General features: G+C 52.5%; 9 protein-coding genes and 1 riboswitch. Of the genes, 7 read left to right on the top strand and 2 right to left on the bottom strand.

Annotated elements, in window-relative coordinates:
• The first annotated feature begins 74 nt into the window (after positions 1-74).
• Positions 75-155, top strand: a riboswitch (cyclic di-GMP riboswitch).
• A 14-nt stretch (positions 156-169) separates the two neighbouring features.
• The 5 genes from LOS79_RS19780 (at position 170) to LOS79_RS19760 (ending at position 9334) form a co-directional block, all read left to right on the top strand.
• Entirely contained in the window at positions 170-2539 is a 2370-nt protein-coding gene (locus tag LOS79_RS19780; protein ID WP_397386667.1) for a PA14 domain-containing protein, read from the top strand.
• Between the two features lie 213 nt (positions 2540-2752).
• Entirely contained in the window at positions 2753-4282 is a 1530-nt protein-coding gene (locus LOS79_RS19775; RefSeq protein WP_315411764.1) for a glycosyl hydrolase, read from the top strand.
• A gap of 223 nt (positions 4283-4505) precedes the next feature.
• Entirely contained in the window at positions 4506-7052 is a 2547-nt protein-coding gene (locus tag LOS79_RS19770) for a discoidin domain-containing protein (protein WP_315422339.1), read from the top strand.
• 81 nt (positions 7053-7133) lie between these two features.
• Positions 7134-8609 carry a potassium/proton antiporter gene (locus LOS79_RS19765; protein WP_315411763.1) on the top strand — a complete coding sequence of 492 codons (1476 nt, stop codon included), beginning with the start codon at positions 7134-7136 and terminating at the stop codon, positions 8607-8609.
• A gap of 269 nt (positions 8610-8878) precedes the next feature.
• Positions 8879-9334, top strand: coding sequence for a Dps family protein (locus LOS79_RS19760; RefSeq protein WP_315411762.1), 456 nt, complete (start codon positions 8879-8881; stop codon positions 9332-9334).
• A gap of 93 nt (positions 9335-9427) precedes the next feature.
• On the opposite strand, the gene LOS79_RS19755 is transcribed toward LOS79_RS19760, so the two are convergent.
• The gene (locus tag LOS79_RS19755) at positions 9428-10132 is read right to left on the bottom strand and encodes an AIM24 family protein (RefSeq protein WP_315411761.1); all 705 of its coding nucleotides are present in this window, start codon (positions 10130-10132) and stop codon (positions 9428-9430) included.
• A gap of 21 nt (positions 10133-10153) precedes the next feature.
• Positions 10154-10663 carry a hypothetical protein gene (locus LOS79_RS19750; RefSeq protein ID WP_315411760.1) on the bottom strand — a complete coding sequence of 170 codons (510 nt, stop codon included), beginning with the start codon at positions 10661-10663 and terminating at the stop codon, positions 10154-10156.
• 209 nt (positions 10664-10872) lie between these two features.
• Between LOS79_RS19750 and LOS79_RS19745 the strand changes: the two genes are divergently transcribed.
• Complete coding sequence (locus tag LOS79_RS19745; protein ID WP_315411759.1) at positions 10873-11559, top strand: M50 family metallopeptidase; 687 nt, start codon at positions 10873-10875, stop codon at positions 11557-11559.
• A gap of 187 nt (positions 11560-11746) precedes the next feature.
• On the top strand, positions 11747-12430 hold the full coding sequence (locus LOS79_RS19740; RefSeq protein ID WP_315411758.1) for a hypothetical protein: 684 nt from the start codon (positions 11747-11749) through the stop codon (positions 12428-12430).
• The last annotated feature ends 204 nt before the right edge of the window (positions 12431-12634 follow it).

The following is a 12634-nucleotide window of genomic DNA, read 5'->3' as shown; positions in this document are numbered from 1 at the left end:
AGAAATTTTTATTTTTGCTCTAAATTAAAAATAAATAGCGACGATACTTACGGTAAGAGGGATTCATCCTTCCAAAACGACAAAGGCAAACCTAATCGAAAGATAGGGACGCAAAGCTATAGGGCCTTCGCAAGAGTGGCAGCCTGGCTACCGAAAGGAAGAGGAAATTTTGAAAACTTACCGTAAGTCCCGTTTGCTGTGCACTGTGCTGTCACTGGCCTTGTTTGTGTCTGCAATACCTGCAGCCCTGGGCGGGCTGGCTTCAACTGCTGAAGCGGCTTCCAGCTCCAAGGCGCCTGTTAACCCGTCGGCATCGGCAGAAGCAGTCAAACTACTCAGTGATCTGTATTCCATCACAGGTAAAGGCATCATTACAGGACAGCACGACTATCTGGAGAGCCCGGATGAATTCAGCAATAAGCTGAAGGGAACCAGCGGCCAGTACGCAGCCCTTCACGGTTATGAGCTGGGTGTTATCAGCGGCCAATCGGAAAGCACCGCAGCGGCACAACGCAGAAATGTAGTGAACAGCGCAATCAGCTGGTATAAAAGCGGGGGCATCGTGGCTATGACTTTTCACGAGAACCTGCCCGGCACCCCTTATCTGTGGTCCAATGTGCAGAAGAGCCTGAGCCAGGAAGAGTTCAATAAATATGTTACTCCGGGTACGACGCAGTATACGGCCCTGATTGCAGACCTGGACAAGGTGGCCGTTTCGCTGAAAAGCCTGAAGGATGCAGGGGTTCCTGTACTCTGGAGACCTTATCATGAAATGAACGGTGACTGGTTCTGGTGGGGGAAGAAAAATAACTTCGCTAAATTATGGAATATTATGTATGACCGTTTCGTAAACGTTCATCAATTAAACAACCTGCTGTGGGTCTGGAATCCTAATGCACCGAATGCCTGGTCTGATCCTTACGCACTGACTTATCCGGGAGCAGACAAGGTGGATGTGCTCGCAGCAGATATATATGATAACGACTATATGAATAAATACTATGACGGCCTGCTTAGCCTGGCGAACGGCAAACCTATTGCCATTGGCGAGAACGGGGAAATGCCAAGCACACAGAAGCTGCAGCTCTCCCAGAAGAACTGGGTATATATGATGACCTGGGGAAAAATGCTGTATGAAAATAATAGTGATGCTACTATTAAAGGCTTCATGGGCGACAGCTACACATTAACCAAGGATCAGTACAAGGCAGCAGCGGCAGCAACTCCAACGCCGTCACCGACAGCGACACCAACGCCGTTACCGACAGCAACACCGACGCCGTCACCGACAGCGACACCAACGCCGTCACCGACAGCGACACCAACGCCGTCACCGACAGCGACACCGGTGCCGTCACCGACAGCAACACCAATGCCTGTTCCAACAATTGTACCTGTCAGTGATTCAGTGCAGGCACCGCTCCAGAATGGCCTGCGCGGAGAATATTTCAAGAATATGACCCTCTCCGGCACACCGGTGCTGGTACGCAATGACGATCTGCTGAATTTCAACTGGCGTCAGGGGTCGCCGGATGCCGCGCTTGGCGTGGATAACTTCTCAATCCGCTGGACCGGCCAGATTAAGCCGGCATACAGTGAAACCTATCAGATCATCACAACCTCTGATGACGGGATCCGTGTCTATGTTGACGGCACAGCTGTCATTGACAGCTGGACTAAGCAGAGCGGAACAGAGCGTACAGGAAGCATAGCCCTGAAGGCAGGCCAACTGTATGACATCAAGGTGGAATATTACGAGAATGCAGGCGATGCCAATATTCGTCTGATGTGGCAGAGCGCCAGTCAAGCAAAAGCAACTGTGCCGGCCAGCGCATTGTATATGCCAAATTCAGCGGTTGCTGCTGATAAGGCTCTATCCGCAGCTCCGGCTGCGGCTGTACCGACAGCAACGCCGTCACCAGTATCAACACCAACGACAGCACCGACGCCGACACTGACAGCAACACCGGTGCCGACAGCAACGCCGACAGCGGCACCAACGCCAACGCCGATAGCAACGCCGACAGCGGCACCAACGCCAACACCGACAGCGGCACCAACACCGACAGCAGCGCCGCAGCAGGTTGTGGTTGAGGCGCCCCCCGCTAACGGGCTTTACGCGGAATATTTCAATAATATGACGCTGTCAGGTGCCCCGGCAGTGGTACGTACCGATGCAGCACTTGATTTCAATTGGCGGCAGGGTACACCGGATGCGGCAATTGGCATAGATTTCTTCTCTGTCCGCTGGAGCGGCAAGATCAAACCGCTCTATACAGAGACTTATCAGATCTATACCACTTCCGATGATGGTATCCGCGTGCGAATTAACGGCGAGCTTGTGATCGACAGCTGGACGAAGCAGAGCGGAACAGAACGCACGGGAAGCATCAGTCTGACTGCCGGGATGCTGTATGATATCCAGGTGGAGTATTACGAGAACCAAGGGGATGCGAATGCGCGCCTGATGTGGTCCAGTCCGAGCCAAACCAAAGGAACGGTTCCGGCCAGCGCTCTGTTTCTCCCGTCTGCTTCCTAAGATTACGCGGGCTCAACGGCTGTAGTCATGCTTGGCGCTGATACTGGTTAAGACGTTACAATATTAAATCCTAATATAGTCCACTCTTGATAGCCCTGCTGTTCAGCAGGGCTACTGAGCTATAGATCTCCGGGCAGAACGGAAGCGGTCTGCATAAGAGGCACAATCTCCCGGAGCTATGGCGGCAGCAGAGGCTGGAGGAAGGAGATTACATTGAACACTTACCGTAAGTACCAGCTGTATACAACTTTGCTTCCCATTATTTTTATTCTCACGCTGTTGCCATGGTCCGAGGTGCGGAGCCTTCCCGTAACCCGTGTCATGGACACGGCTCCCGCCGCAACTCCTGCCGCAGCTGTTACTCCGATTAATCCCTCTGCCTCAGAAGAGGCTGCTTCGCTGTTAAGCTACCTGATTGATCTGGGCGGCAAGTCCATGATCTCCGGCCAGCATGATTACCTGGAAAGTCCTGATGAATTCAACAATAAACTCAAAAATGCCAGCGGACAGTATGCCGTTCTGCATGGCTACGAGCTTGGAGCTATCAATAACCAGAGCGAGGCAACGATCGCCCGGCAACGCCAGGCTGTTATAGACAGTGCTATTAAATGGCATCAGGGCGGGGGCATTGTGGCGATGACCTTCCATCAGAATTTGCCCGGCACCTCTCCGGAATGGGCTAATGTGCATATGAGCCTGAGCCAGGATAAATTCGATGCTTATGTCACTCCTGGAACCCAGCAGTACAAAGCCCTGATTGCCGACCTGGACGAGGTTGCCGTGTACTTGGGGGAGCTGCGGGATGCCGGAGTTCCTGTTTTGTGGCGTCCTTATCATGAAATGAACGGCAACTGGTTCTGGTGGGGGCAAAAGGATAATTTCAACCGGCTATGGGACATTGTGTACGACCGTATGGTTAACAAGCACAAGCTGAACAACCTGCTGTGGGTCTGGAATCCGAATGCGCCGAATGAGTGGGCTGAGGCGTACAGCAAGTATTATCCCGGCCTAGACAAAGTGGATATACTGGCAGCGGATATTTATAACGATGACTTTAAACAATCCTATTACGAGAATCTGCTGAAGCTGGCCGGCGGCAAGCCGATCGGGATCGGGGAGAGCGGAGAGCTTCCAGACCCTGTAATATTGTCTCAAACCCAGAGTAAATGGGTATATACGATGACATGGGGGAAAATGCTGCTTGAAAATAATAACCTTCAGGAAATCAAAAGCTTTATGAGCAATAAATATACCGTATCACGGGAGGATTATAAGCAGGATATGATCGCCAGGCCTAGTGTGCCGGCAGTAACCTCGCCTTACGGGCTTAAGGGAGAATATTTCGGTAATACGGAGCTGTCCGGAGCACCGCTGCTTACGCGGACAGACAGCAGGATCGACTTTAACTGGCATGGAGACTCACCGGCCGCGACGATTGGCGAGGACAGCTTCTCGGTCCGCTGGACCGGTACAATCAAGCCGCTCTACAGTGAAAAGTATACCTTCACTGCCTCTTCCGATGACGGCATCCGGGTATGGATCGGCGGCAAGCTGATCATCGACAGCTGGAAGAAGCAAAGCGGGATCAGCCGGGAGGGCAGTATCGTGCTCTCGGCAGCAACAGCCTATGATATTAAAGTGGAGTATTTCGAGAATTACGGTGATGCCAGTGTCCGTTTGATGTGGCAGAGCCCGAGCCAGAAGCAGGCGGTGATTCCCCGGAATGCGCTGATGCTTCCCTAAGATCATGAAGCCGGGTCTTGTAATTGCAGCTTTACGTTAACCGCTATAAGGTCAGCCGCCCCCGGCAGAAAGCGAGGACAAGGGAATGAAGACCAGGACGAACAAAAAAACCGGCAAGCCCCAGCTTTTGCTACTAAAATTTGCAGCACTGATTATCTTGATTCTGTTGTCGGTTTCGGTCTTCGGCAAGGATGGGACGAAGAGCGGCAAGGTGGAGGTTGACATGTCTGAGTTGTCGGCAGCCGGCGGTGCAGGGCCGGCAATGCCGGAGGGGACTGTGCTGTGGAGGCTCGGGCAGCATGACGGCTCAGCTGCCGAATTTGCAGCTGCAGACGCATCCTCAGCCAAAGAGGTTATTAACTTGGCTTCATCCGCAGTCAAGGCAGCTGAGCTGAAGACCGTGCCTTCCGGGCTGCACGGGGACACTAATCCTGAACTGCGGATTACTTACAAGCTGGATAAGATCCCGGTCAATGGGGTCTTATTTCGTGTGAGCATTCTGGATGCTTACAAATCGGTGCCGCAGATGAGTGTGTTCTCCAATAAGCAGCTGTCCGGCATCATCCAGATTGCGGGAGTTTCCGGGACAGACAGCAAGTATGATTTCCGCAAAACCTATGAGCTGTACATTCCTAAAGAGCAGCTTATCAGCGGAAACAACGAGCTGACCCTGCGGACCGCGCGCGGGATTTATTCCTCGGAGGCGGAGGATAAGTACAGCTGGTGGACTTGGGATGAGCTCAGCCTGGAATCGCTGAAAAGCCCGATTAAGGAGCCGATTCACGGCAGCTACACGCTTACCGGAACGATGGTGAATAATAAGCAGTTTTATTTTGACAAAGGTGCAGTTACCCATCTGCCGTATATTATGAAATGGCTGGGTGTTGCCTACAGCGGCAATATTATGCGGACCAGCTGTGCCAGTGATGTCGGCCGCTCCTGCGAAAATATGGGCGATTACTACAAGGTGCTGAAGGATTACAATATGCAGTCCGTGGCCCTCTATTTGTACACCGGCGATATTAAGCTCAAGGCGGATGGTTCGCTGCCGGAGGATGCGGAGAAGAAGCTGACCGATTATTTCGAGCAGTACAGCCCGTATTTCCAGTATTATGAGGTGGATAATGAGCCGGGGCTGTTCAACCGCTCCAAGGCCGTCAATCTGGCGGTTGCAGACTGGCTGAACAAGAAGGGCAAAATAATTGCGCCGCATCTGCAGACCGTAGCACCGGGCTGGGCTTACTGGCCGGGATACAGCGAGGACTCCTGCGGCAACCAGAAGGGTGCACTCAAACAGTGCGGAGACCCCGACGGCTGGGAACGGGATCCGGAGCAGCGGGCTGAGCTGGAGGAAGTGACGGATCTAACCAACGGGCATTCCTATGGTGAATCCTATATTTTCAGCCAGGGAGGCAGCTTTACAGAGAACCTCAAGACCTTCGGCGGAGCAGTCGACGGCCTCAGCAAAAAAATGCTCACCACCGAGTTCGGTACCTCGGATACCCATGTTGATGCTTACCAGTACGGGGCGACCCAGCAGACAGCTGCGGTGTTCGACCGGATTATGCGGGCGCATATCGGCTATGCGGATATGTTCGTGCAGCATGCCGCATTCTTCAAGAATTTCAGCCTGTTCAAATACGGCTTTAATCTGGAGGAGCATGATCCGGCGGACACGGAGATCTACTACACCAAAAAGGGTGAGGATTCACGCGTCAGCATCATGCGGCGGCTGGATCTGGCCTATGCCACCCATGGGGCACCGCTGACCTATCAGATTACGAACAAGGATAACCTGGCTGACAAGCTGGTATATGTCCGGGCAGTAGATACGTCCACCCTTGAGCCGCTGGCAGGCAGCGGGGCAACCTCGAACAAGGTGCTGGTAAATTTGGTGAATTTCGAGGAGACCGAGCAGACGGTGAGCGTCAAAGTGACGATGCCTAAGAAAACAGTCTATGAAGGTGAAAGATTCGGCAGCGGGGATACGTACGAAGAAGCACACAGTTATATTACCGGCAGAAATGCCTCACCTGTGCTGGAATTCACCGAGAAGCTTGCTCCGGGAGAGGCGGTGCAGTATATTCTGGAGCCTTCCTCCGAAGTGGCGGATTTGGCGCCGCAAGGCTTCAAAGCTGCACCTGTAAAAGGGATGTCGATGCATTTAAGCTGGCTGGAGGCTCCCGGAGCAAGCTATGAAGTGCTCCGGGCTGACGGCCCGGGCGAGCAGCTGAAGGTAATTGCTTCAGGCTTGAAGACTACGGAGTATACCGACAGCCGCCTGCAGGAAGGTACGCTGTACACTTATGCTGTAAGAGTAACCGGTTCTGCTGTGAAATCTGCGGAGACGCAGATTACAGCCACCGGACTGGTTCCGCTGGAGCGGTCCGGCTGGAAGGTTACGTCGAACGTGAATACGGAGGCTTCGAATCCGGTGAGTGCAATTGACGGGGACCGGCGCACACGCTGGGATACCGGCAAGCATCAGGCGTCTGGCGAGTACTTCCAGATTGACCTTGGTTCAGCACATACTGTGGAGGCTATAGACCTTGATTATACGTTATCTTCCTATGATTATCCGCGGGGGTATACCGTCCAGGTCTCGGATGATGGTCAGAGCTGGAGCAGGGTGGCGGCGGGTAAAGGGGAGCTGGAGCGGACCAAAATCATCTTTTCACCGGTCAAAACCCGCTATATCCGGATTCAGCAGACCGGTGCCGGCGGCAACTACTGGTCAATTCAAGAGCTTCAGGTGTATTCAAGAGAATAAAGGCCGGCATAATAACCTCCGTGGATGACCCACCGGGGTTTTTTGCTGTCCGAAATTAGGAGAAAGGTGTGAAGCGGATCCATGACTCATCTTGCAGATCAGATAATTCTGTTGCTGGCGGCATTACTGCTGACCGGCGTATTGTCCACGAAGTTCTCCACCCGCTTTGGAATGCCTGCCCTGGTTCTGTTCATTGCCGCCGGAATGGTCCTCAGCCATTTCGTCTATTTCAATAATGCTTCATTAACCCAGCTGGCCGGGATTTTCGCGCTGGTAGTGATTCTCTTTGAAGGCGGAATGCAGACCAGCATGAAGGATATCCGCCCGGTGATGAAGCCGGCCTTGTCACTGGCGACGGCAGGCGTACTTCTGACAACGGCGGTTACCGGCGTGTTCGCCAGACTGGTGCTGGGTGTGCCGTGGGCGGAGAGCTTCCTGTTCGGAGCGATTGTCGGCTCAACGGATGCGGCAGCCGTATTCTCCGTGCTTGGCGGCAAAAACATCGATAAACGCCTGACCTCCACGCTGGAGGCGGAATCGGGCAGCAATGACCCTATGGCTGTATTTCTCACAGTGTCTCTGCTTGAATGGATCCAGCATCCCGGTATGGCTATATGGGGTCTTGTGCTGTCTTTTTTCTGGGAGATGGGTATGGGTCTGGTGCTGGGAATTGTCATCGGCAAGCTGGGAGTCTATCTGATTAACCGGATTAATCTGAACTCTACAGGCCTGTATCCGGTGCTGGCGATCGGATTTGCGGTTCTGGCCTACGGGACGGCAGCGTTGCTGCACAGCAGCGGCCTGCTTGCTGTCTATGTTCTGGGTCTGGTGCTGGGCAATTCCGAGCTGATGTATCACCGGACGATTATGAATTTCAATCACGGCTTTGCCTGGATGATGCAGATTGCTATGTTCATCCTGCTTGGCCTGCTGGTCTTTCCGCAGGAGCTCGCGGGCATTGCCTGGCAGGGGCTGCTGCTCTCGGTAATTCTGATGGTTGCAGCGAGACCTGCCGGAGTACTCCTGAGTCTGATCTTTGCCAGGTTCTCCTTCCGCGAAAAGATACTGATCTCCTGGGCCGGCCTCAGAGGTGCCGTTCCGATTGTCCTTGCGACCTACCCGCTGCTCGCGGGGCTGCCTCAGGGACGGCTGTTCTTCAATGTAGTGTTCTTCGTCGTCCTGACCTCTGCGGTCATTCAGGGCACGACCATTTCACCGCTGGCCTCGCGCCTTAAGCTGGTCTCGCAGGAGGAGCCGCAGCCTTCGCTGATGGAGCTGGTAGCGCTGGGCAGGACCGGCTCGGAATTCAATCATATCGGGATTGAACGGAATATGCCGGTTGCCGGGATGCAGATTGCTCAGATCGGCCTGCCGGAGGATATTCTGTTCACAGCGATTATCCGTAATAAGAGTATCGTTACACCGCACGGCAGCACGGTCATCGAACCGGGCGATACGGTATATGTGCTTAGCCCCAAGAATAAACGGGAAGAGATGAAGGCTATTTTCCGGAACGGGAAGGGTAAAGCAGCAGAGCCGGAGATCACACCGCTATAACCGGCTGCTCTCGTGATTAGCAGATGATGCTGCTAAGTTGGCTGAAATGTAAGCTTCTCTTCCGGAGAAGGTGATTTATGTCAATATCTAAGCTTTTACAGGATTGTGACAGAAATAATAGGAGCTGCTGAGAGGGGAATGCTAGAATTTGCAGTAACTACATCATTAAACAGATTGCAATTAGCTTTAGATTGTGTTAAATTGTATATAGATTTAGAACGAGTCTAAATACAATAAACCAAGAATACAAATCCCGGGAGGTTATTAGAATGAGTACACAAGTCAAACGTCAAACCGAATTGCATGCTGCCCTTAACCGTCAGACCGCGAACTGGACACTGCTTGGAGTGAAGCTGCATCACTACCACTGGTATGTCAGCGGAGCACAATTCTTCGCGCTGCATGAGAAATTTGAGGAGCTATATAATGAAGCTGCCGGTTATGTCGATGAGCTGGCTGAACGCCTGCTTGCCATTGGCGGACAACCTGCCTCTACAATGACGCAGTACCTGGCCCTCTCCGAGCTGAAGGAAGCCACCGGCGGCGAAAGCGCTAAGGAAATGGTTGCCCAGCTGATTAAGGACTTTGCTGCTGTGGCTGAAGAACTGAAGCAGGCGATCTCTTCAGCAGAAGAGCTTAGCGACCAGCCTACTGCAGACCTGCTGATCGGCATCAGAACAAGCGTAGAGAAGACTGCCTGGATGCTGAACGCTTATCTGGCTTAATCTCACCCGGATCAAGCCATATCCACGCTGTATCATAGTAAAGAGCGCCCGCAGCAGTATGCCCGGGCGCTCTTTGCCGTTCAATATAGTGACTTACTTAATGAATACTCCGCCAAAGGGCAGAGCTTCACGCAGGAACCGTTTGACGATGCCGTCTTCGTTGTTGTCACGCTCAAAGCGCCGGCTCTGCCGTCCGGCCTGGAACAGCACCGGCCCGTGGCCGGTCATCTTCCAGTGATAGCTCATATGCTGGCTCGCGAGGTGGTTGCCGTAGACCGTAAGCTCAAGCTTCGCATTCTCCGGATAGGCAATGATACTGCCGGCATCGACATAAAGAGGTTCAAAGGGGTGAAGCTCAGCTTCACAGACTGTGCCTTCCGTCAGAATGCCGATGCTGCCGTGCCCGGAGAATTTAACTTTGACAATATCCCTTGTAATCAGCATATTCTTCATATTCAGTACTTTCGTCTGCATTGTAATTCCCTTGCTGTAGAAGAACAGGTGCCTGAAGTCATACAGCAGGTCGCTTTTGCCGTCAAGCTGCAGCGTCTTAACCCGGTAACCGGGGGGGAGCGCAGCTACGAACCGGCAAGGACCGGTGATGTCTGAGCGGATGAGCTTGCGCTTGCGGTACATTCCTTTAACGTCCATCAGCCGGTCCGCCCGCCCGGAGGAGGGGCCTTGATAAGCTATAATCTGCTGCGGATGCAGCACGTGAACCTCTTCATTCTCCGCGACGGTGAAGGCAACGGCCTGGCCGCTGCCGCTGTCGCCTTCATCCTGAACGTCAACATTCATGCTTCATCCCCCCTTTCGTGTTTAGCGCAGGCGGTCGCTTTTTCTGGACCGGTGGCGCATCGTCAGGCGCAGCAGCCGGATCAGCAGAAAGTATCCCAGAATTAGGGCCAGGCCGGTAATCACGGTCACCTTAATCCGCTGATAGTAGTTTTCCCTTGCTGTGCGGTCATTCTTAAGCTCGTCCACCACCAGGCTGAGCTGGCGGTTCTGCTCCTGCAGGGCGGCATTCTGGGCCTGATAGGCAGCCATCTGGTCCAGGGACTGGCTGAGCTGCTCCTTAGTCTGCCCGAGCTCGTCCACTGCGGTGCTGAGATCCTCCTTCGTCTGGCGGAGCTCATCTGCAGTCTGCTGGTAGCTCTCCTGCAGCTTATTCACCTCGCCGGGCAGCTCTGAGAAGCTCTGCAGGCCGTTATACAAATCGGTGAAATAATTGGCTTTAGCTGCCGGAGCCCCGTAACCTAAGGAGATTCCGGTCAACAGCAGGGCTGAAGCCAGCAGCCTGAATATATTTTTAGCAGTCCGTTTATACATTGCTGATCACCGCCTGTAGTAGACTAGTAGTCCTTTTATTTTATCATAGCAGGCTGCGGTTTGGGCAGTTCGCGCTGTAGGCATAATTACCCTTCCGGCCCAGGGGAGTAACCATAGGTTTAATACAGCAAAAAGCTGCTGCAGGTTTCTATTATATTGAGTGTGTACATAAATTAACGTATACTTTGAACGGAAAGGAGCTGCTGGCAATGAATAAATGGCTCAAAACATTGTTGTTTCTGGCTGGTTCTGCGGTTCTGACCCGCTTCATCCCGTTCTCCTCCTTATTCCGCAATCTGGATACGATGTTTCACGAATTCGGTCATGCGCTGGTCACTCTGCTGCTCTCGGGAAGCGTGCTGCGGATTGAGCTGTACGCCGATCATAGCGGGGTTACCTATTCGGCCATTGCAGCCGGGGGAAAGGCAATTCTGGTTTCATTGTCCGGTTATCCGCTGGCTTCATTATTCTCGTTGCTGCTGTTCTATCTGTATAGCAAAGGCAAGCGGCAGTGGGGGCTGATTCTGGCCAGCAGTGTCGCGCTGATTATGCTGGTGCTCTATGTGCGGGGCGGATTTGGAATGCTTTGGCTGAGCGGATTCATTCTGCTGAATGCCGCCATGCTGTTTCTTTGGCCGAAGATCAGCAAATATTATTACTTATTTCTCGCCTTTCTGACCCTGGAGGAGTCTGTAATGGGGACACTGTACCTGTTGTCCGCTTCGGTAATGGCACCTTCCCGTGCAGGGGATGCGGCCAATCTGGCCCGTTTGACTCCGCTGCCGGCGTTAGTCTGGGCGCTGCTGTTTTTCCTCTTTGCCCTGCTGTGCGCCAAGTGGGCACTGGGGTTCTTTTTCAGGGAAGAAAAAGCAAGGCGTCAGGCAAGAAGCCTATAATGCGTAAAACTGTGTTCGTCATGTTTTGACAAAATAATAGACTTTCGCAAAGAGGCAATTACCTTAAAGGGTAGGTTGGCTCTTTTTTTGTCGATATTATAGGACCGAACATATATTCCATGACAAGGAGTTGTCCGCCATTATTGGTACATTAATAGAAGACCCAGAAAAAGAAAGAGGTGGAAATATGCAAGCAAGTATTCAGCCCGTATTTACATGGAGCCAGGAACGGATTTTAGCTGGAGGTGCGAAGAATATTGTCCTGTTGGTAGAGTGGAAAGGGGCCGTCAATAGTGAAGAATCACGCAAGAAAAGCCGGAAGGTAGTGGCCAGGGAAATCGAGCTGCGGATTTGGCTTGAGGGCCATGTAACCGTGACGGGATGCTACGGATGTGCTGCAGAAGAAGGGGAAGGACGTTCACTGCTGCTGAAGCTGGGAAAAATCCATTCCGGACAGCGCAGGTACATTGCCCTGGAATTTACGATGTCCGGGATGCCGGCAGGCCTGCACGAAGCGCTTTGGCTGCAGTGGCAATACAGACAGTCTACAGTGGAGCGCATCCGTGAGCTTCCGCTTAAGAAGCTGGGGATTGAATATTCACATCATACGGATCTGATCGGCTCCCGCCCCTGCTTCCATGTGGAGAAGCACCTGGAGCTGCTTAAGACGGAGGAGCTGCTGGCGGAAATGGAAGCAGCCCGGACAAGCAGGAAGCAGGCAATCCCTTGCGACAAGCTGCGCCGGCAGGCTGATAAATTACTGCTGCTGGCCGCGCGTTCCGGTGACATGCAGCTGGTAAAGGAAGCGGAGGCACTGTATAAACAGCTGGAAGGAGAAGAACTGGCCTGGAGTAAAGTAGTTACCGGATAATGAATGGAGCACAGTGGGGATTTATGAGGCAATAACCATACATATAGCTTAGAATTAGAAGCGGATTTGTAAAATTAGATAACAGTTAGTGTAATATCTAAATGTGGTAAAATAGTAAAATAGTTCTATTATATTTTTTTATCTCGGTTATTACATCCTTGGTTATAGATATATATAACTAATTTATTTAAAAATAATGGGTCT

The organism is Paenibacillus sp. MMS20-IR301, assembly GCF_032302195.1.
In the GTDB taxonomy this organism is placed as follows: domain Bacteria; phylum Bacillota; class Bacilli; order Paenibacillales; family Paenibacillaceae; genus Paenibacillus_AQ.
The sequence above is the reverse complement of the archived record's forward strand: the minus strand, read 5'-3'. Positions and strand labels throughout refer to the sequence as shown.

Coding starts and splice junctions, on each gene's coding strand:
- LOS79_RS19770 (WP_315422339.1), top strand. CDS start 4,506: ATGTCTGAGTTGTCGGCAGCCGGCGGTGCAGGGCCGGCAATGCCGGAG.
- LOS79_RS19765 (WP_315411763.1), top strand. CDS start 7,134: ATGACTCATCTTGCAGATCAGATAATTCTGTTGCTGGCGGCATTACTG.
- LOS79_RS19760 (WP_315411762.1), top strand. CDS start 8,879: ATGAGTACACAAGTCAAACGTCAAACCGAATTGCATGCTGCCCTTAAC.
- LOS79_RS19755 (WP_315411761.1), bottom strand. CDS start 10,132: ATGAATGTTGACGTTCAGGATGAAGGCGACAGCGGCAGCGGCCAGGCC.
- LOS79_RS19750 (WP_315411760.1), bottom strand. CDS start 10,663: ATGTATAAACGGACTGCTAAAAATATATTCAGGCTGCTGGCTTCAGCC.
- LOS79_RS19745 (WP_315411759.1), top strand. CDS start 10,873: ATGAATAAATGGCTCAAAACATTGTTGTTTCTGGCTGGTTCTGCGGTT.
- LOS79_RS19740 (WP_315411758.1), top strand. CDS start 11,747: ATGCAAGCAAGTATTCAGCCCGTATTTACATGGAGCCAGGAACGGATT.